This is a genomic window from Gordonia sputi NBRC 100414 (assembly GCF_000248055.1).
Lineage (GTDB): Bacteria > Actinomycetota > Actinomycetes > Mycobacteriales > Mycobacteriaceae > Gordonia > Gordonia sputi.
The window spans coordinates 48,938-71,834 of sequence record NZ_BAFC01000116.1 but is presented as its reverse complement, the minus strand read 5'-3'; the positions used below and the strand labels follow the sequence as shown (position 1 = coordinate 71,834).

General features: G+C 63.7%; 25 protein-coding genes, 3 tRNA genes and 1 pseudogene. 24 read left to right on the top strand and 5 right to left on the bottom strand.

Translation table 11 applies throughout. The annotated features are described in order from the left end of the window. Positions 1-11 precede the first annotated feature (11 nt). A complete protein-coding gene (gene hisC / locus GOSPT_RS19000) occupies positions 12-1,085 on the bottom strand; it encodes a histidinol-phosphate transaminase (RefSeq protein WP_005208131.1) in 1,074 nt (357 codons plus the stop codon). A gap of 189 nt (positions 1,086-1,274) precedes the next feature. Here hisC and GOSPT_RS18995 point away from each other — a divergent pair. The 5 genes and pseudogenes from GOSPT_RS18995 (at position 1,275) to GOSPT_RS18975 (ending at position 4,083) form a co-directional block, all read left to right on the top strand. Next, a tRNA-Ser gene (locus tag GOSPT_RS18995) sits at positions 1,275-1,366 on the top strand. A 40-nt stretch (positions 1,367-1,406) separates the two neighbouring features. After that, a tRNA-Arg gene (locus GOSPT_RS18990) sits at positions 1,407-1,482 on the top strand. 209 nt (positions 1,483-1,691) lie between these two features. After that, a pseudogene (gene aqpZ / locus GOSPT_RS18985) lies at positions 1,692-2,452 on the top strand (aquaporin Z). A gap of 178 nt (positions 2,453-2,630) precedes the next feature. Then, positions 2,631-3,383, top strand: coding sequence for a hypothetical protein (locus GOSPT_RS18980; protein WP_005208129.1), 753 nt, complete (start codon positions 2,631-2,633; stop codon positions 3,381-3,383). A 151-nt stretch (positions 3,384-3,534) separates the two neighbouring features. Further along, the gene (locus GOSPT_RS18975; RefSeq protein WP_005208128.1) at positions 3,535-4,083 is read left to right on the top strand and encodes a putative glycolipid-binding domain-containing protein; all 549 of its coding nucleotides are present in this window, start codon (positions 3,535-3,537) and stop codon (positions 4,081-4,083) included. 4 nt (positions 4,084-4,087) lie between these two features. Here the strand turns inward: GOSPT_RS18975 and GOSPT_RS18970 are convergent, their stop codons facing one another. Next, positions 4,088-5,092 (bottom strand): prephenate dehydrogenase, encoded by a 1,005-nt coding sequence (locus GOSPT_RS18970; RefSeq protein WP_005208126.1) that lies wholly within the window; start codon positions 5,090-5,092, stop codon positions 4,088-4,090. Between the two features lie 115 nt (positions 5,093-5,207). Here GOSPT_RS18970 and GOSPT_RS18965 point away from each other — a divergent pair, with 115 nt between their 5' ends. Together GOSPT_RS18965 and GOSPT_RS18960 are read left to right on the top strand one after the other, a co-directional pair. After that, positions 5,208-5,750, top strand: a complete 543-nt coding sequence (locus GOSPT_RS18965; protein ID WP_005208124.1) for a tRNA adenosine deaminase-associated protein — start codon at positions 5,208-5,210, stop codon at positions 5,748-5,750. A 49-nt stretch (positions 5,751-5,799) separates the two neighbouring features. Next, positions 5,800-6,261: a nucleoside deaminase gene (locus GOSPT_RS18960; protein WP_039856708.1), complete on the top strand. Its 462-nt coding sequence runs from the start codon at positions 5,800-5,802 to the stop codon at positions 6,259-6,261. Positions 6,262-6,333: 72 nt separating this feature from the next. Here the strand turns inward: GOSPT_RS18960 and GOSPT_RS18955 are convergent, their stop codons facing one another. Continuing rightward, a complete protein-coding gene (locus tag GOSPT_RS18955) occupies positions 6,334-7,281 on the bottom strand; it encodes an NAD-dependent epimerase/dehydratase family protein (RefSeq protein ID WP_005208120.1) in 948 nt (315 codons plus the stop codon). Positions 7,282-7,351: 70 nt separating this feature from the next. On the opposite strand from GOSPT_RS18955, the gene GOSPT_RS18950 reads away from it, so the two are divergent. From GOSPT_RS18950 to GOSPT_RS18935, 4 genes are all read left to right on the top strand, one after another. Continuing rightward, positions 7,352-7,987: a TetR/AcrR family transcriptional regulator C-terminal domain-containing protein gene (locus GOSPT_RS18950; RefSeq protein WP_005208118.1), complete on the top strand. Its 636-nt coding sequence runs from the start codon at positions 7,352-7,354 to the stop codon at positions 7,985-7,987. 121 nt (positions 7,988-8,108) lie between these two features. Beyond that, on the top strand, positions 8,109-8,378 hold the full coding sequence (locus GOSPT_RS18945; protein ID WP_005208110.1) for a hypothetical protein: 270 nt from the start codon (positions 8,109-8,111) through the stop codon (positions 8,376-8,378). Between the two features lie 161 nt (positions 8,379-8,539). Continuing rightward, positions 8,540-8,749 (top strand): CsbD family protein, encoded by a 210-nt coding sequence (locus GOSPT_RS18940; protein WP_005208107.1) that lies wholly within the window; start codon positions 8,540-8,542, stop codon positions 8,747-8,749. Between the two features lie 83 nt (positions 8,750-8,832). Then, positions 8,833-8,923: transfer RNA gene (locus tag GOSPT_RS18935), tRNA-Ser, on the top strand. Positions 8,924-8,966: 43 nt separating this feature from the next. Here GOSPT_RS18935 and GOSPT_RS18930 read toward each other — a convergent pair. Beyond that, entirely contained in the window at positions 8,967-10,124 is a 1,158-nt protein-coding gene (locus GOSPT_RS18930) for a site-specific integrase (protein WP_005208105.1), read from the bottom strand. Beyond that, entirely contained in the window at positions 10,111-10,800 is a 690-nt protein-coding gene (locus tag GOSPT_RS23335) for a helix-turn-helix domain-containing protein (RefSeq protein WP_005208103.1), read from the bottom strand. The genes GOSPT_RS18930 and GOSPT_RS23335 overlap by 14 nt, the downstream gene beginning before the upstream one ends. 123 nt (positions 10,801-10,923) lie before the next feature. Between GOSPT_RS23335 and GOSPT_RS24690 the strand changes: the two genes are divergently transcribed. The 13 genes from GOSPT_RS24690 to GOSPT_RS18880 all read left to right on the top strand — a co-directional run bounded on the left by GOSPT_RS24690 (position 10,924) and on the right by GOSPT_RS18880 (position 22,896). Next, complete coding sequence (locus GOSPT_RS24690) at positions 10,924-11,154, top strand: helix-turn-helix domain-containing protein (RefSeq protein ID WP_051994062.1); 231 nt, start codon at positions 10,924-10,926, stop codon at positions 11,152-11,154. Beyond that, entirely contained in the window at positions 11,154-11,516 is a 363-nt protein-coding gene (locus tag GOSPT_RS18920) for a hypothetical protein (RefSeq protein ID WP_005208100.1), read from the top strand. Before GOSPT_RS24690 ends, GOSPT_RS18920 begins: the two co-directional genes overlap by 1 nt. Then, a complete protein-coding gene (locus GOSPT_RS18915) occupies positions 11,513-12,220 on the top strand; it encodes a hypothetical protein (protein WP_005208098.1) in 708 nt (235 codons plus the stop codon). Before GOSPT_RS18920 ends, GOSPT_RS18915 begins: the two co-directional genes overlap by 4 nt. Beyond that, the gene (locus GOSPT_RS24565; protein ID WP_280985317.1) at positions 12,217-12,351 is read left to right on the top strand and encodes a hypothetical protein; all 135 of its coding nucleotides are present in this window, start codon (positions 12,217-12,219) and stop codon (positions 12,349-12,351) included. Before GOSPT_RS18915 ends, GOSPT_RS24565 begins: the two co-directional genes overlap by 4 nt. Next, positions 12,348-12,980 carry a hypothetical protein gene (locus tag GOSPT_RS18910; protein WP_005208097.1) on the top strand — a complete coding sequence of 211 codons (633 nt, stop codon included), beginning with the start codon at positions 12,348-12,350 and terminating at the stop codon, positions 12,978-12,980. The genes GOSPT_RS24565 and GOSPT_RS18910 overlap by 4 nt, the downstream gene beginning before the upstream one ends. Positions 12,981-13,103: 123 nt before the next feature. Further along, positions 13,104-13,337, top strand: coding sequence for a DUF6011 domain-containing protein (locus GOSPT_RS23690; protein WP_005208095.1), 234 nt, complete (start codon positions 13,104-13,106; stop codon positions 13,335-13,337). Then, positions 13,334-13,816: a hypothetical protein gene (locus tag GOSPT_RS18905; protein WP_005208093.1), complete on the top strand. Its 483-nt coding sequence runs from the start codon at positions 13,334-13,336 to the stop codon at positions 13,814-13,816. Before GOSPT_RS23690 ends, GOSPT_RS18905 begins: the two co-directional genes overlap by 4 nt. Then, positions 13,813-15,132, top strand: coding sequence for an AAA family ATPase (locus GOSPT_RS18900; RefSeq protein WP_005208091.1), 1,320 nt, complete (start codon positions 13,813-13,815; stop codon positions 15,130-15,132). Before GOSPT_RS18905 ends, GOSPT_RS18900 begins: the two co-directional genes overlap by 4 nt. Positions 15,133-15,433: 301 nt before the next feature. Further along, a complete protein-coding gene (locus GOSPT_RS23965) occupies positions 15,434-15,769 on the top strand; it encodes a hypothetical protein (RefSeq protein WP_005208083.1) in 336 nt (111 codons plus the stop codon). A gap of 157 nt (positions 15,770-15,926) precedes the next feature. Further along, complete coding sequence (locus tag GOSPT_RS23960) at positions 15,927-16,181, top strand: helix-turn-helix domain-containing protein (RefSeq protein ID WP_168431307.1); 255 nt, start codon at positions 15,927-15,929, stop codon at positions 16,179-16,181. A gap of 153 nt (positions 16,182-16,334) precedes the next feature. After that, positions 16,335-21,572 carry an aggregation-promoting factor C-terminal-like domain-containing protein gene (locus tag GOSPT_RS18890; protein WP_168431305.1) on the top strand — a complete coding sequence of 1,746 codons (5,238 nt, stop codon included), beginning with the start codon at positions 16,335-16,337 and terminating at the stop codon, positions 21,570-21,572. Between the two features lie 44 nt (positions 21,573-21,616). Continuing rightward, on the top strand, positions 21,617-22,153 hold the full coding sequence (locus GOSPT_RS18885; protein ID WP_005208075.1) for a hypothetical protein: 537 nt from the start codon (positions 21,617-21,619) through the stop codon (positions 22,151-22,153). A 29-nt stretch (positions 22,154-22,182) separates the two neighbouring features. Then, positions 22,183-22,896, top strand: a complete 714-nt coding sequence (locus tag GOSPT_RS18880; protein WP_005208074.1) for a hypothetical protein — start codon at positions 22,183-22,185, stop codon at positions 22,894-22,896. The last annotated feature ends 1 nt before the right edge of the window (position 22,897 follow it).

Below are 22,897 nucleotides of genomic sequence, written 5' to 3'. Positions count from 1 at the left end.
TCGGGAATGCCCTAGCCGACCGAGTGGTCCTCGGCCCAGCGGGTGGCGAAGCTCAGGAAGGCGTCGTTCTCGTCGGCCTCGGTGACGGTCGCGCGTACGCCGTCGCCGGCGAAGGGTCGGATGATCACGCCTGCGTCGCGCGCGGCGTCGGCGAAATCAGTTGTCGCGTCGCCGAGTTCGATCCAGACGAAGTTCGCCTGCGTGGCCGGGACGCGATATCCCATGTCGCGCAACCGGTCTGCGACTCTGGTGCGCTCGCTGACGATCGCCTCGGTGCGCGCGAGTAGCTCGTCGTCGGCGTCGAGGCTTGCGACGGCCGCGGCCTGAGCCACCGAGTTCACGGAGAACGGTACGTGGGCCTTGCCGAGCGCGGTGATCACCTCGGGATGTGCGATCGCATATCCGACGCGCAGCCCCGCGAGTCCGTACGCCTTCGAGAATGTCCGCAGCACAACCAGATTGGGGTACTCGCGGTGCAGTTCGATGGCGTCGTACGCCTGAGTCTGCGACGGCCGCACGTACTCGAAGTACGCCTCGTCGAGAGCGACGACGACGTCGCTGGGCACCTTGGCCAGGAAGGTCCGCAGGCTGTCGGCGTCGACGATGGTGCCCGTCGGGTTGTTCGGGTTGCAGACGAAGATCAGGCGGGTGCGGTCGGTGATCGCGTCGGCCATCGCGGGTAGGTCGTAGCTGAGCTCGTCGGTCAGTGGGATCTGCACCGGCACGGCTCCGACGAGACGGGTTGCCAGCGGATAGGTCTCGAACGACCGCCAGCCGAACAAGACCTCGTCGCCCGGCTCGCAGGTGATGGTCACGAGGTTCTGACAGAGGCTGACCGAGCCGCAGCCGACCTGGATCTCATCCTCGGTGACGCCCAGACGCTTGGCGAGTGAGGCCGTCAACTCGACCATGCCGTTGTCGGGGTAACGGTTGATGGTCTGCAGCGAATCGGTGATGGCCTGCTCGACGCTGGGCAACGGGCCAAACGTCACCTCGTTGCTCGCGAGTTTGATCGCGCCGGGAAACGTTGCACCGGGCACGTAGACGGGCAGTTCTTCGAGGTGGAGGCGAAGGCGGAAACTCACACGTCAAATGTAGGACGCGGGTACGCGCGTGCCGAAACCGGCTCATGTGAGGCGACGTTTGCGCGTTCTCCGCGACGCCTCCGTCAGGGGCCGTCTGTGCAGGTCGTCGTGCCGACTAGCTCGCGGTTTGCTTCCGACTGACGACCGTGTGTAATCTTTCCACTCGGCAGTTCGAAAGGACTCCGCCAAGGAGGCGTGCCAGAGCGGCCGAATGGGACTCACTGCTAATGAGTTGTCTCGCTAAAACGGGACCGGAGGTTCAAATCCTCTCGCCTCCGCCACCGCAGTCTGCCTCGACCGCGGAGAACTGAATAACGCTACGCGCCCGTAGCTCAACGGATAGAGCATCTGACTACGGATCAGAAGGTTTGGGGTTCGAATCCCTACGGGCGCACCACACAACTCCCCGTCACCGGTACTCGGTGGCGGGGAGTTTGTCGTCGACGGGTCTCGTCCGGCGTCCCGGTGCCAGGTCTGCACGCGGTCTCGCCGAGGTCACTGTTGTGAATCGGACACTGAGAATCCGCAATCATGGGTGATTTACTGAAGTGGCGCAAGTGCTTGATGTGACATTTCGGTCCTGGGTCGTACGACGAGAGGAACTCTATGCCTTCGCCCATTGCAAAAATCACTGCCGAGTTGTTCGGCACGTTCTGGCTGGTCTTCGGCGGTTGCGGTACCGCGATCTTTGCCGCGAAAGAGGTGGCTGTCGGTGACGACACCGGCACCCGAATTCAGGTGGGTGTCGGCTACCTCGGCGTCGCCCTCGCCTTCGGTCTCACCGTGGTCACGATGGCGTACGCCCTCGGTCACATCTCCGGAGGCCTTTCAATCCCGCCATCACGCTCGGTGCCTGCGTCGGCGGACGTACCCCGTGGCGCGACCTACCGGGCTACTGGGTCGCGCAGATCGTCGGCGGTCTGCTCGCGGGACTCGCGCTGTGGGGCATCGCCTCGGGCAAACCGGGGTGGTCGCGTGAAGGAAATATGGCTGCCAATGGCTACGCCGAGCACAGCCCCGGCAACTACACACTTGCCGCGGTCATCGTGGCGGAAATCCTGCTGACCGCGTTCTTCCTGATCGTCGTGCTCGGTGCGACGGACGTCCGCGCACCAAAGGGTATGGGCGCCTTGGCAATCGGCTTGAGCCTGACGCTGATTCACCTCATCTCGATCCCGATCTCCAACACGTCGGTCAACCCGGCGCGCTCGACGGGTGTCGCCTTCTTCAACGGCAACGGCGCACCGGGACAGTTGTGGGTTTTCTGGGTTGCACCTCTCGTCGGCGGCATCATCGGCGGCTTGCTGTACCCGCTGTTGTTCGAGGATGGGCGTTTCAAGTTCGCGCCCCTGCAGAACACCGTCTGACGGAGTCAGCATGCAGAACACCGTCTGACCGAGCACACCTGACCACCCACGACGGCCGGCCGCGGGCGCGATGCCCGTGGCCGGCCGTCGTGTTGTCGTAGCGGTCCGTATGGTCGGGATCAGGGATCGTCGGGATCAGGGATGGTCGGGATCACGATGTCGAGACGGGAGCGTCAGCATGGGACAGCAGGAGGCGGGGCCACGGCCCGAGGACCTCTATCGCGCGCCGTTGATGCCTGGCCTCTACCCGCCGCTCGGCTTCGCCCCCGACGGCACGCCGCGGTTCGTTCCCGGCCAGCAGCCCTCGCGTGCAGCCGCCGGACCCCAGGCTCCCGCAGGCGTCACACCGCAGTCGGGAGGCGCCGGAGCGCCCCCACCCGGCCCTACAGAACCCGGCCCATCAAGATTCGACGACGAGCGGCGTCAGCCGAAGTCGCCGGGCAGGTTCGGCACGGGGGTGGTGTTCGCGCTGGTCGCGGCCGTCGTTCTCGGTTTGGTGTTCTACGGTTTCTCGCTGATCCGACAATCCGACGCGCAGTCCCAGGACGCGCCTGCGACCCTGACGCTCGTCGATCCCACCACCCCCGACGTCCCGACCCAGCAACAGCAACCCAACAACCCGATGGTCCCGCCCGGTGCGACGCCTGCACCGCGCGACAGCGACACCGCGGGCCGATCCGTCACCTACGACGCGACCATCGAGGGCAGCGGAACCATCCTCTACGTCGACGACGTCGGCCTGCGCAGCGAGTTCACGCCACCTCCAACCTGGCACCTCGAGTTCACCGCGGGATCGGCGCCGCTACGACTGTTGGTCCTGGCCGGGCTGAACAGCTCGGCGTCGTGCGAGATCAAGGTCGACGGCCAGAGCGTCTCGATCGATCGGGTCGACGCCGGGTCGTCCCGACGCACCGCCACCTGCCGCGCCTGACCGTAACGAAGTGGTGGAGACCGCCATCCGATGTGTGTCGCGGCCTCTCGCTCGCTACCGTAGACGCGTGAGTACAACCCCAGCCCCTGATCACGACACCGCGGCGAGCGGCGGATCGGTCGATACCGCTCCGGTTCGGGAGTACAAGACGATGATCACCTGGCGTGGTGTCGGAGTCGACAGACTCGAGCAGGTGCGCCTGCACGTGTCCGGACTGCGCATCAAGGCATACGGTCGCATCATCTCGGCGGCAACCGCCGACAACGAGGCGTTCTCCGCGTCGTACGAGCTGATCACCAACGACGCGGGAATCACCAAGCGACTCTCCATCCACCTCCTCCGGGAGAGCGGCGAGAGCCAACTCGGACTCTCTCACGACGACGAGAACCTCTGGCTCGTGCGCACCAACGGCGACACCATTCGCAGCGACTTCGACGGCGCGCAGGACGTCGACCTGGCCATGTCGCCGATGTTCAACGCGCTGCCCATCCGTCGATTCGGCCTGACCACAGCTCCGACCGACGTCGAGATCCCGGTGGCGTACGTCTATCTGCCGACCGGCGACGTCAAGCCTGCGCGGATGCATTACACCTCCGGGCCCGACGGCATCGACGTCGTCTCGCCGGTGGCGACCGCGAAGATCACCGTCGACGACAACGGATTCGTCGTCAACTACTCGGGACTGGCCGAGCGCGTCTGAGGGGTCACCCCAGCCAGACCCGACCCTCGTGGGCCTGTTTGCGCATGTCCGACGCCCAGCCGGGTGCGCCGACGCTGACCCCGACAATGGGCTCCCGACCCCGCGCGGCCATTTCCTCGTAGGCCATGCGTGCGCGATGCCCGTCGTCGATCAGCGCGGCAACGCTGCCCGAGTCGCGCAGTTCGTCGCGTGCCTGCACGAGACGGTCGATCGCCTCGCTGAGCGCGTTCAGCACGGCGATGTCGTTGGCCTCGATCATGGCGCGCTGCAGTGCGGGTTCGGTCGCGGCCACGCGCGTCCCGTCCCGGAAACTGCCGGCTGCCAGACGAAGTGCGAGGTTGCTCTCTCCTGCGCCCACAGCAGCCGTGTCGGCGGCAAGCAGGTGCGGAACGTGCGAGATCGCCGCGACGGCCCTGTCGTGTGCGTCGGGCGCCGCGGGTACGACAATCGCTGACACCTGCAGCGCGAGCTCTGCCACCGCGGTCCAATCGTCGGCGTCGGTGTCGTCGGACGTGGTGACCATCCACATCGCATTGGTGAACAGCGTCGGATCGCATGCGTCCCATCCGGACCGGCTGGTCCCGGCCATCGGATGCCCGCCGACGTACCGCGCATGCGGATGAAGCCTGGAAACCTTCTCTGCCACAGCCTGTTTCACGCTGATGACATCGGTGAGCAGACATTGCGGTGCCGTCTCGGCGATTGCACTCAGCAGCGGCTCGATCGTCGTGACCGGGGTGGCCAGCACGATGATCGCGTCGTCGGCTGCCGCGCGTCGCAGCGTCGCAACCAGATCCGACGAGGCGTCGTATCCAGAATTCGACGCCGCGTCGACGGTCGCCTCGGAGCGGTTGTAGCCGAACACGTCGCGCCCGGCCGCCGTGAGGGCCTGCATGAACGACCCGCCGATCAGCCCGAGGCCGAGGATGCAGACCGGTCGTCGAGTCGTCGACGTCGCCTGTGATTCCTGCGCGGTCTGCGGTTGGCTGCCCTGCTTGTCTCCGGTCACAAGGACCAGATTCGCACATCGGTCGCGGGTCCCGGAGCGTGTGCCGACGGAGTGTGGACGGCCAGAGTCGGAAGGGGATTGGGGCGGGCGTCGATTCTCGACTACCGTGAGCGTCATGGCAGGTGCCGGCGCTGGGGTTTCGGACTCCAACAAGCAGCAAGCGATCGACGATATCGAGGGTTTCGCGGTAGCCGTGGTCCGCGAGGATGCCGCTTGGAAGGTGAAGGCGCTCGACGAGTCCGCCCTGACCGACCTGTCCGCCGCCGAGACGCAATTGCGTGAGCTGCGGGCAGCGGGTGCCGTGTTCGGACTCCTCGACATCGACGACGAATTCTTCATCGTCGTCCGCCCGGCCCCCGGCGGTGCACGACTGCTGATCTCCGACGCGACCGCCGCGATCGACTACGACATCGCCGCCGACGTCCTCGACGCCATCAACGTCGACGTCCCCGATCTCGACGACGACGAGCTCGACGACATCGACCCGTGGGAGGAAGGCGACCTCGGCGTGCTCTCCGACCTCGGACTTCCCGACGCGGTGATGGGCGTCATCGTCGGCGACACCGACCTCTACGCCGACGAGCAGATCGGCATGATCGCCGCGCGACTCGGATTCGCCGACGAACTGTCGAAGGTGCTCGACTCGCTCGGACACTGAGGGCCCGCGTGTGAACGGCGGGCATGACGCGTCGCGCGTTCCGGATCAGATGAGCCTGTGGGATCAGATGATCGGTGAGGCGCTGTCCGCGGCCGTCGACTCCTCCGGACCCGACGATGTCCCCATCGGGGCCGTGGTCTTCGACCCCGCGGGCGTCGAACTCGCGCGCGCAGGCAACCGTCGTGAACTCGACGCGGATCCGACCGCCCACGCCGAGATCCTCGCGCTCCGAGCCGCCGCGCACGCCTTCGGTGACGGGTGGCGCCTACCCGGGTGCACCATCGCGGTCACCGTCGAGCCGTGCACGATGTGCGCTGGCGCGATCACGCTCTCACGCGTCGACGCACTGGTCTTCGGCGCGTGGGAACCCAAGACCGGCGCCGTCGGGTCGCTGTGGGACGTCGTCCGCGACCCGCGCCTTGCCCACCGCCCGCAGGTCCGCGGCGGGGTGCGGGAGGCGGAGTGTCGGGAGCTGATGGTCGGCTTCTTCGACACGCGCCGCGAGGGCTGAGCCGTCGACGGTGCGCTCGAGACGGCCGACTGGGCGCTCAAGACTGTCGACCGTGCGCCCCTGACCGCTCCGTCACGGCGTGACGACGGCGCGCTCCGGTCCGTCGTAGCTCCACGCCTTCTCGACGTCGTCGATCCCGAACGCCGCGTAGGGCACCTGCAGGGCGCCCGATGCGATCGCGTCGATGACCGCGGGAATCGAGCGCATCTGCTGCTCGGCAGACACCGAACCCGCCCCGCTGCCGGAGATCGTGATGTTCCGTGATCGCAGGAGCGTCGACGGTACGGCGGCGTGCGTCCCGGCGAGCGACCCGATCTGCACGTACGAGATCTGAGCGTCGTCTTCGTGCAATCCCTGCCGCCCCAGCGCGGTGAACGTGGCCTCGGCGACCGGACCCCAGACGTAGTCGAGGACAAGGTCGGGGGTCGACGTGGCAACGGCCTCGGCTAGCGCGCCTGCTGGATCGTCGACATCGAGTTCGACGACGTCGACGTTGGGCGCGCGCAGGCTGCGTAGTACCGCCTGGTTCCGGCCGGCGGCGATGATGCGGTCGGCACCAAGGACCCGTGCGCTCTGAACTGCCAGCCGACCCGACATTCCTGTCGCACCCAGGATCAGCACGGTCCCGAGCCTGCCGCGCGCGTCCCGGTGGGCGTGCAGCGGAAGCCATCCGGAGCCTGCGGGATTGACCCCCGCGGCCACTGCGAGCGGGTCGGCGTCGTCGGGGACCGGAAATCCGCCCTGTGCTGCCATGCGCTCGGCCATCGTGCCCCAGGGAGGTGCGATGCGGCCCGTGTAGCGCAGTGAACCGTCTGCTGCGCGCACCACAGCGTCGATGCCTGGCACCTGCGGGTAGATGCCGGAACTGCCGTAGTGGCGGCCCGCCGCCAACGACCTGACGATCTGGTGCAGACCTGCGCCCACGAGCTCGAAGAGCTGTGTTCCCGCGACGACCTCCGGTTCGTCGAAGGTTCCGGGCACCGGGTTGTGTCCGGCTTCGGTGATGATTGCTGCCTTCATGAGGAGTCTCCTTAACTTAGTTAAATCGGGACTGCCACCAGGTTCCCTTAACTTTGTTAATCTGTCAACCGTGCCGACAGGACGATCCAAAGGACTGACCCGCGCCGACATCGTGCAAGCGGCGTTGGATCTGCTCGACGAAAAGGGCATCGACGCCGTCACGGTCCGCGCTGTGGCGACCCGACTCGGAGTCAAGGCGCCGGCCCTGTACTGGCACGTCGAGAACAAGCAGGCGCTGCTCGACGAGATGGGCACCGAGATTCAACGTCGGGTGATCACCGAACTCCGTGCGCAACCAATGGACGTCTGGCCCGACTCGGTCGCGACCTACGCGCGCGTGCTGCGTCGCGAATACCTCGCCCACCGCGACGGCGCACGCACGTTCAGCGGAACGCGACTGACCGACCCAGAGGTGCTGCGTGCGCAGGAACCGTGGCTCGAGCAGCTCGTCGCGTCGGGCGTTGATCTCGAAAGGGCGGTGCGCGCAGTCGAATTCGTGACAGCTTTTGTCGTCGGATTCGTCATCGAAGAACAGGAGCGTGCGCAGTCGGGCGAGCCGCGTTACTCGCTGTCGGATCGGACCGAGATGCTCGGCGACGACGTTCCGCTGGTCGCGGAGGCCGGTCGGATTCTTTTTGGCGATCGAGAGCAGCGATTCGAGCGCAACCTCGACGCCATCGTCGACGTGCTGCGCGCTACCACCTGATCGCAGGGGTGTCGAGGTATGCACAAACCAGGGTTCTCACCCAAAGACACAGGCGCCCCGTTGTGGCAGGTTGGTAATCGAGCGCGGAGCATCGGGCTCCGCATGGCGAGGAGTCGACACCATGAGTGAATCCAGCGACAAGATCAACGAGGCCGTGGAATCGGTCAAAGGCAAGATCACCGAGTTCACGGAGAACGAAAAGGTCCAGGACGCCGTGGGCACGGCGAAGGAGAAGTTCACCGAGTTCACGGAGAACGAGAAGGTGCAGGACGCCGTGGGCACGGCGAAGGAGAAGATCACCGAGTTCACCGAGAACGAGAAGGTGCAGGACGCCGTGGGTACGGCCAAGGAGAAGTTCGGCGAGATCAAGGACAAGCTCCTCGGGAAGTGAGACCGGTCCCGCGTGACCGCAGGCAAGGTGCGCACGACTGACCCGCCAAGGCTTCGACCCGGCCAGATTTCGATATAACAGCGCCACTTCGACGATGTGTACGGTGGATTTCAGGAGACGCGAAAACCGCGCTCTGGTTCGCACACGCGAAGGAGAGTTCTATGGCAACCACTGATGATGCACAGAACAAGGCAGAAGAGCTCAAGGGTCGGGGCAAGGAAGCTGTCGGAAGCCTGACCAACAACGACGACCTCAAGAATGAGGGCAAGGGCGACCAGGCTGTAGCCGAAGGCAAGCAGAAGGTCTCCGAGGTTGCCGACAAGGTCAAAGAAGGCGTCGACAGCATCAAGGACAAGCTCACCGGCCACTGAGCCATACGGCGTGGCGAGCTCGCCATGCACCTCGCTGACCTGCTGATTTAGTGTCAGACGCCAGCTGCGGTACAGTCTTCCGCGGTGGCGTGTCCGAGCGGCCGAAGGTGCAGCACTCGAAATGCTGTGTGCGGTAACCCCGTACCGAGGGTTCAAATCCCTCCGCCACCGCCAGAAATGGCCTCCTATCTTCCCAGGTAGGGGGCCATTTTGGTGTCTACGGGGAGGTGTCGGTGGTTCCCTCTGCCCACACTTTGCCCACACTCTGCGGCGAGTAGCGCTGATTCAGGGTGACCGCGACAGCATCTAGATCGTCGTCAAACAGGTCTGCGTAGACGTCGAGGGTGACCTTCGCGGAGGTGTGCCCGAGCATCCGTGCGAGCGCCAGGACGTTGACGCCGGCCGACACCGCGAGGCTCGCTGTCGTGTGTCGCAGATCGTGCGGCGTGATCGTCTGAACTCCTGCCCGCTGCACCGCTCCGGCGAACCACCCTCGAGTGGACTTCGGCCGCGGCAGGTACCGACCGTTCGGACCCGGGAACACCAGCTCGTCGAGATCCTTCCCCTGACATTGCACCGAGAGCTCATCAAGGATGAACTGGGGGACAGGTACCGATCGAGTCTTGCGTGACTTCGTGCGCCCAACCGCGTGCTCTACACCAAGCTGCACCGCATTGTCATGCACAGTGAGCCGCTTCCGCAGGAACTCGACATCGCGGACCCGCAGGGCAACCAGCTCGCCCCAGCGCAGACCGCAGTAGGCCAGGGTGAGCACTAGGGCGCGGTGCTCACCCGACTCGACGGCGAGACGTTCGACGTCGGATGCTGACAGGTAGACGTGCCGCTTGCGGCCCTTCTTCGGCAAGTTCTCGACCCCACGGGCTGGGTTCACTGCGAGTCGCCGAGACTTCACCGCGTCGTCGAGGATGCCGGCGAGTACGCCGTAGGCGCGGATGATCGTCGTCGCGCCGGCGCCCTTCTTCACCACTTCGCCCTTGGCGTCGGTGATGGTGCGCCCAAGATCCGCGATCCACCGCTCGACCTCGCCGAGCTCGATGTCCGAGACTCGTCGACGGCCCCACTGCGGTTCGACGTGCGTGCGCCACGCACTCTCGAGCGTTCGGTAGTTCGACGGCGCGACGTCGGACTCCTTGCGTGCCAACCAGTCTGGCGCTAGTTCGTCAATCGTGATCCGACCAAGTGTCGGAGCGATGTACGAGCCTGTCAGCTTCTCGACCTCGACGGTGGCGGCAAACGCCTCGGCGTCACGCTTAGTTCGAAAGCCGCGCTTGTCGGTCTGGCGATGGTCGGGAGTGCGGTAGCGAACGCGGTATCGCGCGCCCGACTTCGTTGAGTAGCGCTCAATCGTCGCCATCTTGGTCCCTTGAGAGTTCTTCCCTGAGTTCTTGTTTGAGTTCTCGCATTACTCGCCCTCGTTTCTGCGGATTGCTGTCTCCGCCAGCGCGCTGGTCACGTTCATCCGTGATGGTTCGTCGCCACAGTTTGTGTGACAGGTACGCGAGTTCGGGCAGTGAAATTCCTAGATCTTCTACCACTCTCCGCTCGGTCTCACCGAAGCTGTGCAGCTGCTTTTGTGAGGTATAGCGAGCCCGACCGGCTTCGATGCCGGACAGCCCGTCGCTGGCGGCGTGGGAGCGGGCTTGGGCTTCCTGGTCCACTAGCTCGGCAAATCCGACCCTGAGAGTGCTTCCGGGGGCTCCATTGAAGAACTCCTGGAGATACTCGGCGAGTAGGGGGGTTTGGTTCCCAACATCAATGAGTGAGCCTCGAGGTGCCGCTAGCAGAGCGACCGCGTTGATGGATTCGTTCCCATCAAGAGAAGCGCCATCTAGTGCGCTTGCCAGCGCAATCAGCAGGTGAACTGTGACCGTAGACCTGCCGGATTCAAGTGCTCGAACGCTACTTCCTTGCCAACGAAATCCAAACGGCTGCATGCGTTTAGCGAGTTCATCGGTCGTCAAGCCGGCGGTTTCGCGTAGGCGTCGGACGTTCTGTCCGAGCAGTGTTGATAGCGCGGTGGGGTTCGCCATGACTCTGATTCTATGTCACTGGCGATACTCCAGTGTCGCTTGACATCGCGCCCCCAGGCACCTATCTTCAAATCTCAAGCGATACTCAGAGATCGCGTGAGAAGAAGGGAAGGCATTGGGACTATGACGAGAACTCCGCATTTGGGGAAGGCTGCGGCCGACTCGGCGCATTCCGAAATCGGAACTCCAGATCAGGTTGCCGAGTTCATGCACACAACTACAGCCGCGTTGGCGCAGGATCGCTACCTCAGCCGAGGTATCCCCTATATCAAGCACGGCCGCCGAGTGCTCTACCGCTGGGCCGACGTCCACGCCTACCTGGAGGCCAACACTGTCAACCCGGGGGCGGCCTGATGAATCGCTACCCCTTCACTGAAGCGGAGGACGCGGGGCTCGGCGCCGACGAGTTCGAAGGTCCGCGCCGGTTCACCCGACCGTGCGAGCGGATCGTCGCAACAACGCCTCCAGAAGACGGTGTTGCCGACTGCCTCGATCCTCGCGTGCGCCTGCGGATGCTCGACCGGGCCGCCGATCTGCTCCACGACGTCGTCCTCGAGACCCCTCGGGATGACCAGCACCGCGACCGTCTACGTGATCTCGCGCAGTCCGTGAAAGACCTCGCCGACCTCATCGGCGCGGAAATGACAGCGCCCGAGGTGCATCCCGCCAAGAACGTCACCTCGGGCGAAACCAACTCTCAGAAGGAGAATCGATGACTACCACTGTACCCACTGTCGCTGAATTGTTGGAAGAGCGACGTCGCCACGTATACGACCTGCTGCTGGCGATCTGCACTGTCTGCGCACAGACTCGGCAGGCTAAGCGGCCACGCAACCGGGATTGGTCGACCCAAACCGGCGACCTCAAGTGCGCTGCCTGCGGCACGGTCACACGGCACGCCCTGGTTCACGGGAGCAGCCATGACGAGCGTACGTGGGCGTTGGCCTACGGCATGCCCGACGACTACGGCAACGTCCACTCAACCGAGTTCATGGATCGTGCACGTGCCGGGATGAAGCGAAACCCGCAGCTGAGCCACATTTGGTACTCGTCCGTCGAGGAGAAGGCCATCGCCGCAGGCGCGCCGATGATGCGCACATTGTGCGGGGAACTGGTGCCTACCCCTGCGAATGCCGACGAAACCAACAGCGTTCCGAAGACTCCTCTGGACCCAATCGCATACGGCCAGTCGCGACACCGACGCGAGTTCGATTCAGATGGGTGGCGAATCATGGAGTGCGTCAACTGCCTTCGCGTGCACAACCACGGCGAAGCTGTACGTCGTCGCAAGCAGCTGGCGGAGTTGATGACGACTGCGCTCGCTGAACTCCTCGATCCTCCGCGCGCAGGAATCTACGACGATCACTCGGCTGCACTCATCGACGCGCTCCGGGCCGTCCACGGGGAGGACGCGAAATGAGTGCCGTAGTGGCAGTTGCCTTCATCACGGGAATCACATTGGCCTACTTGGTCGGTCGTGAGGATGGCGCCGAGGCGAAATTCGATTCGTGGAACGCAGATTTGACCGACAACGAGGTGAAGAACCGATGAATGCAAATGACGGCGGCGACGAACTGGTTGCGAAGGCGATGAAGATCGTGGATCAGAGCATCGAAGCACAGCACCGCGCGGACCTCGAGCTGATCGAGTCGGGAGCCGCGGCAGCTCGAAAGCTCCTCGCGGATCTCGAACGGGCGCGGGACGAACAGCCCGCCATCCTCGCCAAGATGCGCGACGAGGCCGAGGAGGAACGTGACCGTTGCCGCGTCGAGGAACCGTGGCTCGACACGGTTGGCGCGATCCCAAGCTACGTCGACAACGACGGCGTGGCAGAGCTTCACGGCATGATGTCGATGCCGTCGATCGCCGGGAAAGAAGTGTGGGGCTGTCGTCTCGCGTTCGATGTGGCTTCCTCTGCCCGGCCCGCGAATGATGTTGTGTGCGAATACTTCTCCGACATCGCCGACACTGACCATTTGATGTTGGTCTTCGCTGCGGCGATCGACACACTGGCTGATCACGTCATCAAGCCTCTGCTCGATTCCGTTGAACGGCAGGGCGGCGACTACGACATGCGGGTCCGGCTGGCAGACGCAGCACGCAACGCCTGGACGACGCGTATCGGCTCGATGGGCGACGCGCCGGAAACAGATCAAGGTGGTGATACCCCAGCATTCTGACCTTCCTCAATTGGGTGGGCGCGAACCAGATTCGCGTGGGCTCCTGACCAAAGTCTCCACGCAAACCCATTGGGCCCGACCTCGGCGGCGTTCGAGGTCGGGCCCGGAAGGACACTCATCACAATGTCTAACCGACATTCTACCGATACCCCTGCCGGGTATTCGGAACATTTCATCGACCCCGCCGACAAGCTGCTGCGGGCTGCGCTGCGCGACGGAACTCTCATCCTCGCCGTTCGGTGCCGCTGCTGCGGTGCGGCCCTCACCGCAACGAAATCCAAGGCGGTCGGTGCCGGCCCCATATGCCGGCGCAACGAGGCAGCTGACCGTCGCCAGCGAACGGAGGGCGCCGCATGAACGATCCGTCAGCCACCCTATGTTTGCTCGCTGCCACACTTCACTCATCCGCGGCCTCTGTGGTGTCGGCGCTCTCGGTTGTCACGCCAGACGAGGTGCGCCTTCTCGACGCTCCCACCGCCACTTGCCTCGACGCCGCTCTCGAGATGGCGAAGAACGGGCGAGCACCTGCACCCGTCCTACTCAACGACGAATTGCTCAGGAGCGGGGCGTATTCGGGCCATCATGGTGAGCTCGCGAAGAACCGGATGCTCGACGCGGTAACCACCGACGCGGCGCCGGAACGTTTGTGGGAGTTCGCGGGCGTGATCCTCGCGCAACTTGTGCGGGCGCGGATGCTCTCGGCTGCGGATGCGATCGCGGAGCGTGCTCGAGATGGCGCCGAGGCGGACGCCTGGCGGACGTTCGTTCGAGAGGGAGCCGCGGTCCGTTCGTTGTGGGAGCGGCTCTGCTCGGCGCGTGGGGAGGTTGCGGCGTGAGCGGGAAGCCGGAGACGAAATTCGAACGTCGTGTGCTCCTGCGGCGGGCAACAGACATCAAGGACGACGTGCCGACCTGGGTATGGGAATACGAGGGCAGGGGGCGAATGGCCCTTGGAACTGCTGCACTCTTTGCTGGTCGTCCAGGCGCTGGCAAATCGACTGGCGCGAGGTGGTTGGCGTCCCAGATCACCAATGGCACCCTCGATGGGTGTTGGCTCGGGAAGCCTCGCAACATCGCCTATATCGCCCGCGAAGAAGCGGTCGAGTATGTCGTGAAACCAAGCTTTCGAGCTCATGGTGCTGACCTCAACCGGGTGTTCTTTCCCGAAGTGGAGGAGATCTTCGACGACAAGACCTCGATCTCGTCGGTGGCCACACGAGATATTGACGATCTCACGAAGCAACTGCTTGAGGCTGAGGTGTGCGCTGTCGTCGTTGATCCGCTGATGGCGATGTTGGGGTCCAAAGCGGATGTGAACCGTAACAACGAGGTTCGGGCAATCCTTGATCCGTGGCGCACCTTGGCCGAGACCATCAACGGGATCGTCCTCGGTGTGGCTCATCTGAACAAGGCCAGTAACGGCGACGTTGTTGCGGGCATCAATGGTTCGTCGGCTTTCGGTGAGATCGCACGCGCCGTCTTTGGGTTCGCGAAAGATCCAGAATCCGAGGACGGCGAGCGGATTCTGTCGCAGGAGAAAAACAGTCTCGGCGACGAATCACTCGCACTGCGCTACCGCATTGATTCGCAGACCGTGACGACAGCCTCGGGCAAGTCGGCTGATGTCGCGCGTTTCGTCATCCTGGGTAACTCAGATCGCAGAGTTGGAGATGTTCTCCGTGACGCTGCACGAGGTTCCGCGGAGAGTTCAGATCAGCCGATCGACGGTTGGCTGCTTGATCTCCTCAAGGATGGCCCCGTTTGGCACGAGGCAATCGTCGACGAGGCCACGGGCAACGGCTGGAGTAAGGACCAGTTGCGTCGCTCGAAGGACCGCATCAACAAGGAGTCTCTGGTCGTTCGAGCGGTGAAGTCCGGTGGGACAGGAGCGCGGTGGTACTGGTTGCGTGAAGACCTCGCAGGAACCGTCTTGGCAACAGGTGGGCTCTACTCGCGAGAAGCGCCATCTTCGCCACCTTTGCCAAGTTCGCAGGTAGGAGACGCGCCCAAAAGGTCGATGACCACAAAAGGTGGCAAAGTTGGCAAACGTGGCGGACCTCAGAGTGTCAGGGAGCACTCTGGCACTGAAGGGGCCTCAGTAGTTCCGTTCCCGCGCAATCCATCGGCAGCAGACGACGGAGGCGACCGATGAGGGCGGCAACGCGCAGGGAAGGTGGTGAGGTGTCGCTTCTCGCGGCGATCCTCGAGGGCACTGCGAATCTCTCGGGTGCCGCATGTGTCGATTCGCCTGGCCTGTTCGACGCTCGCGACGCAGACGAGGACGTTGCCGATGCCGCGTACCGGCACACAGCAGCTGCACGCATATGTGGCTTGTGCCCCGTCATTGATGCGTGCCGCTCTTGGGCGGACTCGAGAGCTGATCAAGAGCATGCGGTCACGGCGGGCCGGGTTCCGCGCCAACCCGGCAGGCCGCGGAAGGGCGGTGAGGCGGCGTGACCGGACCGGATACAGACGGGTCGGTGGCGCTGACATACCTCGTCGATGGTGAAGAGTGCCTCACAGCTATCGGCCTCGCTCTCGTGTGCTCTGTGCCTGTCTGTGATGCTGAGCGCTTCATGGCCGATCATGGCCGGCACGCCGAGCTACCCGCGGCCTGGCGGCGACGTGGGCGACGTCGAGTGTCGGAGGCTGCGGCGCATACAGGTGACCAGTCCGCATCGTCGGTCGTGCGGTACTGGGCGGATCAACTCGGAATCCCCACGGCGATCACGGTGGTCGCGTCGGCATCCCCTCTGCTGGATTCGGGGAGCGGGGGCGATCGTGACTGATGGTTTCCAACGACCCGTTGAGGGATACATTCACGGCGAACACGGACGAATAGTGGTTGTCCCTGGTCGGGTCGCGGCATGGCTGGAGAAGCGGTGCAACCTCAACCAACTACGAATCTCGGTGCGTGGCTGCGATAGCGAGGTGGACAGTGTTCTGATGGCGGTACACCTTGCCGCGCTCGAGTGGCGAAGTGCCGCAACCGGAACCGAAACGGCGGCATCTGCGGAACCTGCGGCAACCTCAGAAGCGTGGGTGACCACGACGCAAGCCGCGGGACTACTCGGAATCTCTGACCGAGCGGTACGGAAAGCGATCGCTGAGGGCAGGATTGCGGCGACCCGAGTCGGCAACGCGTGGCGGATCGCCCGAGAAGACCTGGAACATTACCGGGCTGCGCGAAAAGTGGCCTGACACAAACTGATCGGGGATGCGATGGCCACGGAAATCGGGACCGCATATTTATCAATCGTCGCGGAAACTTCTCGCCTCGGTCCCGGCATCCGTTCGGCGCTTGGTCAGGCTGATCGTGAGGCGACTCGTGCTGGTCGGTCGATGGGCGGCGCCATGTCTACGGCGATGGGTACCGCGCTTGGTATCGGTGCGTCGAAGGCTGTCGGCGCGGGCATGTCGGCGGTTAGTACCGCGTTCGAGGCTGGCTTCAAGCGTCTGGATGCGATCGACCAGGCAAAGGGGAAGCTGAGCGCTCTCGGTGCGTCGACGCAGACCACGGCGAAGGTGATGGATTCGGCGTTGGCTGCGGTGAAGGGCACCGCGTACGGGCTAGGTGATGCGGCGACCATCTCGGCATCCGCGATGGCTGCTGGGGTCAAGCCTGGCAAGGATCTCACCAAGTATTTGACGATGACTGCGGATACCGCGGCCATTGCGGGGACGTCTCTCGGCGACATGGGGGCCATCCTCAACCAGGTGCAGACCGGGCAGATGGCCTACACCGATGACCTGAATCAGCTTGCGGACCGAGGCATTCCGATCTATCAGTGGCTCGCCAAGGAGGCGGGTGTCACTGGTGGTGAAGTGAAGAAGATGGCCGGCGACGGCAAGATTTCGTCGGAGATGTTCTTCAAGGCTATCGAGGCGAATGTTGGTGGTGCGGCGAAGACGATTGGGTCGTCGACGGTCAAGGGCGGCTTCGAGAATCTGAAAGCGGCGATGGGTCGCCTGGGTGCTGCGGCGATGGAGCCGGGGTTCAACCGTCTGCCTACCGCACTGACGGGGATGACGACTCGGATTGATGAGTTGACTCCGAAGGCGAAGGCGCTCGCGTCGGCGTTCGACGCGAAGGTGTTTGGGGAGTGGGCTCCTAAGGTCCGTGAGGCGTTCGAAGCCCTCAAAGACACCGGCGTACTTGGCGATACAAAAGAGACGTTCCGTCAGCTTTCCGAGGCGTTGAAGGCTGCGGCTCCTGCTGTCGGGCAGGTTGTGGCGTCGTTGGGTCAGGCGTCTGCGGCGCTGGGTGTTTCGGGTTGGCAACTGTTTCTCACTGCGCTTCAAGCTGGCACAACGGCGCTGAGTGCGCTGAACCCGCTGCTTGAGGCGACAGCAGGCTTGATGAAGAACAATCAGGGTGTCGTGACCGGGCTGGTCGCAGCATGGTTGGCATTCAAGACGATTCCCTCGATCTTGGGACGCGTTACGGGTGCGATCACGCCGATGACGACGGGTCTGCGTTCTGCGACCACGAGTTTGCGGGGCTTCTCTGATCAGATGGCTGTGCAGCGGCAACTTGCCGCGATGGGTGGCACGGAGATCGGTCGGTTCGGTTCGGCTGTGGCAACTCTGGGGACTCACGTTCCTGTGGTTGGTCGGATGCAGGGTGCGTTCATTGGCGCGTCGGATGGTGCGCAACGGTTCGGTCGTACGGCTGGTGTGGCTGCGGCTGCGGGCACTGGACTCAAGGCTGCGGGGTCTGCGGTTGCGGGCGTGTTCGGCGGCCCGCTCGGGTTGGCGCTCACGGGTGCGGCGATTGCCGGTACTGCGTGGGCGGCGTCGGCGGCGAAGCAGAAGCAGGAGACCGAGGCGTACGCGGCAGCGTTGAAGGATCTGTCGGAGACACAAAAGGTCACCGGGCAGTTGCTGATTCAGACGCGCGGCGCCGTCACTGATTCGGTGTACGCGAAGTTGGGTGAGCAGGTCGATGAGTACCGCGCGAAGGTTGATGCGGGTGCGAAGGCCGATGCGAAGTGGACCAACGTCGCCTCCGACATGATCGGTGATGTCGTGATGGGGTGGCGCGGGTCATCTGATGACATCTCGGCCAGCATGGACGAGCAGGCCGGCGCGTATCAGAACATTCAGCGTGCGATGGATAAGACGGGCTTGACGTCGCAGCAGATGGCTCGAGCGTTGGGTGGATCTGCTGGCGACTGGAAGACATTCACGGCACAGCTACGTGCTGCGGGTGACGGCGGCGCGAAAGCCGCTCAGGACATGCAGGGATTGCGCGACAAGGTTGTTGCGCAGCAGGACATCGGGCGTCGAGTAGTTCCGGGGATCACTGAGCTGGGCGAAGCTTTCCGAGTCATGGGCGATAAGAGCTCGTCGTCGTCGGACAAGCTCAACGCGTTGAAGACGGCGATGGATGCGCTCAATCCTGCGCGTAGCAAGACCGAGGCGATCGCGCAGCAGGCCGAAGCGATCCGCAAGGTCGCCGACGCTGCGCAAGGTATCACCGCTGATGCGTTCAAGGGCGACCAGTTGGATGCCACCACCGAATCGGGTGCTGCACTGTCGCGCACGCTCGCTGATCTCGCGGACAAGCAGGCGCAGCTAGTGGCGACAGGTGATCAGGCGGCGATCGCGCAGGGCGCAAAGTCGATGGAGACTGCGTTCCAGCAACTAGCCACCGCAACAGGACAGCCGATTGAGAAGATCCGCGAACTTTACGGGGAACTCGGCGGGAAGGCTGTCGATCTCTCTGTCCGGCTCAGTGGGGCATCCGAGACGGTGCAGGATCTTGGGCTGATCAAGGCCGCGTTCGAGCAGCAGCCCGATCAAAAGACCGTTTCGATCCAGTCGTCGGATGTCACCCAGAAGACCCTCGACATGCTTGATCAGTTGCACATCAAGTGGGAGCAGTCCCCGGATGGCAAGACGATCGAGATCAGTGCCGCTGACAACGCGTCGGGGAAGCTCGCGATCGTCACGCAGACATTGCAGAACATGCCCAAGGGCAAGGCGATCAACGTATCCGCACCTGGCGGTAACGACGTGCTCGGGTTGCTGCGGGAAATGGGCGCAAAGGTTCACGCGGACAACAACAAAAACATCGCTGTTGACGCGCCATTGGCGCAGGATGTGATCGACAAGCTCCGCACCATCGGCGTGGAGGTCCGCACCAACAACGGTAAGAGCATCCTCGTCACCGCCAACGACTCCGACTATCAGGGAAAGAAGCAGGACTGGACGAGGACCGAATACAAAGACATCATTGTCCGCAATCTTCAGCAGGGAACCAACCCGATGGCACCGGGCAATGGGATCTTCGCTGGTCCGCCGAGCAACGCGAACGGTTCGATCCGCCAGTACGCGGATGGTGGGATTGCGGCGCTCGAGTCGTATGCGAATGGGAAGACGCCGGATCAGGCTCTGATTCAGAAGGCTATGCCGGGTCCGGGTTTGGTGCAGTGGGCTGAACCGGAGACGGGTGGCGAAGCGTATATCCCGTTGGGGAAGAACAAGCGTGCCCGTTCGCAAAGCATTTTGGCGACGGTGGCTGACATGTTCGGGCTTGTGGTGATGCCGAAGGATTCGGTGCCGGAGGGTGTGTCGGGATGGGCTGGCGCGCTCGCCGGTATCGCTACCCGCGGTATTGCGTCCGGGTTTGATGGGGTTCGGAAGTTCGCTGATGGTGGCATTGTCACCGGCCAACAGTTGCGGGACCTGGCGAACGGTAAGGGTGCGTCTCGTCCATTAACGGGCGCTCCGTACGTGTGGGGCGGCGTGAACTGGGGCGACTGCTCCGGTGCCATGTCGGCGTTTGCGCGGTTGGCTGCGGGCCTGTCGCCGTTTGGTGGCCGGTTCTCGACGGCGGCTGAGGCTGACCAGTTGGCGAAACTGGGCGCGAAGTCGGGTACAGGGCCTGCCGGGTCGATGCGTTTCGGCTGGGTCAATGGTGGTCCTGGTGGTGGTCACACCGCGGGCACCCTGCCTGACGGAACGAACGTCGAGATGGGTGGCTCCTACGGTGGCGGCATGGTCGGCGGCAACGTCGGCGCCGATGATCCACAGTTCACGAACCGCGCCTGGATGCCCGTCAAGGACGAAACCAAATACGCCGGAAAGGGTTCCGATTCGTCATCGGATGATTCGGTGGCGTCGGGATCATCGATCGATTCGTCCATCGACTCCGGTTACAGCTTCGACCCGATCACCCAGGACGCCGAGCAAGCCGGCGACACAAGCATTTCGGGGCGTGCCGGCAACGTGGTCGCCGCATTCGTCAAAGGCCAGATTTCGAGCCTGTTCGATGTGTTGTCGACGAATGATTCGCCTGGTTGGTTGGCGGCGCTCACCGAGTATGAGAAGCAACATTCGGAGAACGCGAAGAAGAACTACGACGCGGAGAAGAAGAAGCTCGATCAGGATTACAAGGATGCCGCTGATGCGCGGAAGTCGGATCTTGAGGACGCGAAGACGTCGATCGAGGATGACTATCAGGCGAAGCGCATCTCTGCCGACGAACGAGATGTTCGCCTGTTGTCTTTGCGTGACACCTACGAGCAGGACGAGTTGGGGAAGCGTCACGACTACGAGAACTCGGTGATCACACTCGGTAAGAAGTACGGGCAGATCAAGGGTGACACTGAGCGGTCGCTGTCGTTGAAGCAACGGTACGAGTCGAATGATTTGAAGGCCGGTCAGCAGTTGGAGGCCGACAAGTTTGCGCGTGAGGCCCAACTCAATCGGGATCAGCGGTCGTTGGATTCGTTGCGGGATTCGCACGCCATCTCGGAGTCGGAGTACGAGCGCCGCTCGCGCGAGCTGAAGACAAAGTACGACTCTGATGTGTCTGGGATGAAAGCCCGCTACGAGGGCAACAAGTCTCAGATGAAGTCGGAGTTCGACAAGTCGCAGCGCCAGTTCGCGCCGTCCGATCAGTATCAGCCCAACACGTACAAGCGGGGGTCGTTCAAGCCGACTGATCCGGGTGTGAATCGTCCGAAGGTGGGCGAGGACACAGGTGTCGATACGAAGAAGAGTTCGTCGTCGGGGTCGGTGAAGGACGAGTTCAAGTCCGGTCTTCGTGAGGCGTGGCGTGACGGTCAGCCGTGGACGGACACGGACTGGATTATCACGAAGGAATCGAGCTGGAACCCACTGGCGCGAAACGGAAAATACTGGGGACTCCCACAGGCAGGCCCCGAGGTATATGCCGCAGCCGGGAAATCGCCAACGACTGAGAATCCCAAGGACCAGGGCGAGGTCTACGACAAGTACGTAGGTGACCGCTACCAGACGCCGATGGGTGCTCGCGCTCATTGGGAGGCGAACAACTGGTACGACCAGGGCGGCCAGGCGATCGGTACGGGGTTGATGGCGAAGAACGTGATCACGCCGGAGCGGGTGCTGTCGCCGCGGCAGACTGCTGCGTTCGAGAAGATGGTCGACCGCGATTTTGAGGGTGGCGGCGACACAGGCCAACTCGTCGACAGGCTCGACCAACTCATCGAACTGAACAAGCAACTCTTGAAGCACTCCCGATCGCTGCCCGCTGCCCGCTCCGATAGCGGTCAGGCCCGCTTCGCCGAGGCCCGTCAGCGTGCGGCGCTATCAGGTTTCTGATCCGCACCACAGAACCAACCACACATAGAGAAGGAGAACCAATCATGTTCGACAGCAACACATTCCGCGACGAAGCAGAGCAGGCACGCGGCGAATACCGCCAGACCTCGCAGTCCATTGAGGCGAGCGCCGACTACACCGTCGATGCCAAGCAGCGCATGATCGCCGAAGCGCGCGAAGCCACCGAACGCAAGCTCGCCGACATCCGCGTTCGTGAAGACCGAGCACGGGAAGACCGCATCAGCGTGCTGCGGCGCCGGCTCGTCGGCAGGCCCAGCGTGGACACTTCGAACGAGATCTCTTGGCGCGACGCCGCCGACCGGGTCGCCAGCCTCGAGACCGAAGAGCAGGCGATCACCCTGCTCAACCAGGCGCTCGACAACTCAGACGGCCCCCTCATCCGCACCATCCTGCGTGCTGGATACGACCGCGCCTGGGCCGGCGTCATCAACACCTACACCGCAGCCAAGAGCTACGACTACGACGACGCAGAAGAACTCTGGTCACTCGTCACCCACAACGCACAGAACGGTGACGACATCAAAGCCAAGCTGTTCAGAGACCTCGCCTACGCGCTCTAACCACCACCACCCGACAGATAGGACAACCGATGCTCTCGACAGCAGAACCCGCCACCAGCGTCACACTCACCAGCCGCCAACTCGCCGACACCCTCATCGGTATCGACGCCAGCCCTGGCCTCGCGGCAGGCAGACTCCGCTACTACGCCGCCCAGCCAGACGTGCCGGCCGTCACCCGTGACTACGCTGAGGCCGTAGCGCGTGGCCTGTCGGTTGCCGACGTAGCCAAGAGCTACCGCCACCCCGCAGCCGACGTCCGCCCAGTCCCGGCCAGCCAGCAGCGACAGAAAGAACTTACCCCCGCAGATCTCGCATGGCTGAGCTCGCTGCCCACCGACCCCAACAAGGTGAGCTACGCCGACGCCAGCCAACTCGCGCAGCTCGTCAACAACCTCAGCTCCGATGCACCGGCAACCAACCGGCAACTACTCGCCCACCACTGGGAACCAGTGCGCGATGCCTACGACCGACGCCAAGCCCAGCACGCATTGAGCCGCACATACGTCACCCTGCCCGATCCCACCCACGCCATCGCCGGGATCGTCGGCATCGAGACCAACGAACTCTCACCCACCGAATGCGCGCTACGAGGTGAAGAGATCGCCGAGACCATCCACCAAGCAATGATCGACAACCGACACCGCGACCGCGCCTACGCAGACAGCATCATCACCGAAGTAGACCGGCGCGTCCGCGAGCGCACATCCACCGAGGCCCCACAGATCGTCACAGCACAGGACTAGG

Excerpts from the sequence above, each read along its gene's own strand:
- GOSPT_RS18980 (WP_005208129.1), top strand. The coding sequence starts at position 2,631 with ATGGGACAGCAGGAGGCGGGGCCACGGCCCGAGGACCTCTATCGCGCG.
- GOSPT_RS18975 (WP_005208128.1), top strand. The coding sequence starts at position 3,535 with ATGATCACCTGGCGTGGTGTCGGAGTCGACAGACTCGAGCAGGTGCGC.
- GOSPT_RS18965 (WP_005208124.1), top strand. The coding sequence starts at position 5,208 with ATGGCAGGTGCCGGCGCTGGGGTTTCGGACTCCAACAAGCAGCAAGCG.
- GOSPT_RS18960 (WP_039856708.1), top strand. The coding sequence starts at position 5,800 with ATGAGCCTGTGGGATCAGATGATCGGTGAGGCGCTGTCCGCGGCCGTC.
- GOSPT_RS18955 (WP_005208120.1), bottom strand. The coding sequence starts at position 7,281 with ATGAAGGCAGCAATCATCACCGAAGCCGGACACAACCCGGTGCCCGGA.
- GOSPT_RS18945 (WP_005208110.1), top strand. The coding sequence starts at position 8,109 with ATGAGTGAATCCAGCGACAAGATCAACGAGGCCGTGGAATCGGTCAAA.
- GOSPT_RS18940 (WP_005208107.1), top strand. The coding sequence starts at position 8,540 with ATGGCAACCACTGATGATGCACAGAACAAGGCAGAAGAGCTCAAGGGT.
- GOSPT_RS18930 (WP_005208105.1), bottom strand. The coding sequence starts at position 10,124 with ATGGCGACGATTGAGCGCTACTCAACGAAGTCGGGCGCGCGATACCGC.
- GOSPT_RS23335 (WP_005208103.1), bottom strand. The coding sequence starts at position 10,800 with ATGGCGAACCCCACCGCGCTATCAACACTGCTCGGACAGAACGTCCGA.
- GOSPT_RS24690 (WP_051994062.1), top strand. The coding sequence starts at position 10,924 with ATGACGAGAACTCCGCATTTGGGGAAGGCTGCGGCCGACTCGGCGCAT.
- GOSPT_RS18920 (WP_005208100.1), top strand. The coding sequence starts at position 11,154 with ATGAATCGCTACCCCTTCACTGAAGCGGAGGACGCGGGGCTCGGCGCC.
- GOSPT_RS18915 (WP_005208098.1), top strand. The coding sequence starts at position 11,513 with ATGACTACCACTGTACCCACTGTCGCTGAATTGTTGGAAGAGCGACGT.
- GOSPT_RS24565 (WP_280985317.1), top strand. The coding sequence starts at position 12,217 with ATGAGTGCCGTAGTGGCAGTTGCCTTCATCACGGGAATCACATTGGCC.
- GOSPT_RS18910 (WP_005208097.1), top strand. The coding sequence starts at position 12,348 with ATGAATGCAAATGACGGCGGCGACGAACTGGTTGCGAAGGCGATGAAG.
- GOSPT_RS23690 (WP_005208095.1), top strand. The coding sequence starts at position 13,104 with ATGTCTAACCGACATTCTACCGATACCCCTGCCGGGTATTCGGAACAT.
- GOSPT_RS18905 (WP_005208093.1), top strand. The coding sequence starts at position 13,334 with ATGAACGATCCGTCAGCCACCCTATGTTTGCTCGCTGCCACACTTCAC.
- GOSPT_RS23960 (WP_168431307.1), top strand. The coding sequence starts at position 15,927 with ATGGCGGTACACCTTGCCGCGCTCGAGTGGCGAAGTGCCGCAACCGGA.
- GOSPT_RS18890 (WP_168431305.1), top strand. The coding sequence starts at position 16,335 with ATGTCTACGGCGATGGGTACCGCGCTTGGTATCGGTGCGTCGAAGGCT.
- GOSPT_RS18885 (WP_005208075.1), top strand. The coding sequence starts at position 21,617 with ATGTTCGACAGCAACACATTCCGCGACGAAGCAGAGCAGGCACGCGGC.
- GOSPT_RS18880 (WP_005208074.1), top strand. The coding sequence starts at position 22,183 with ATGCTCTCGACAGCAGAACCCGCCACCAGCGTCACACTCACCAGCCGC.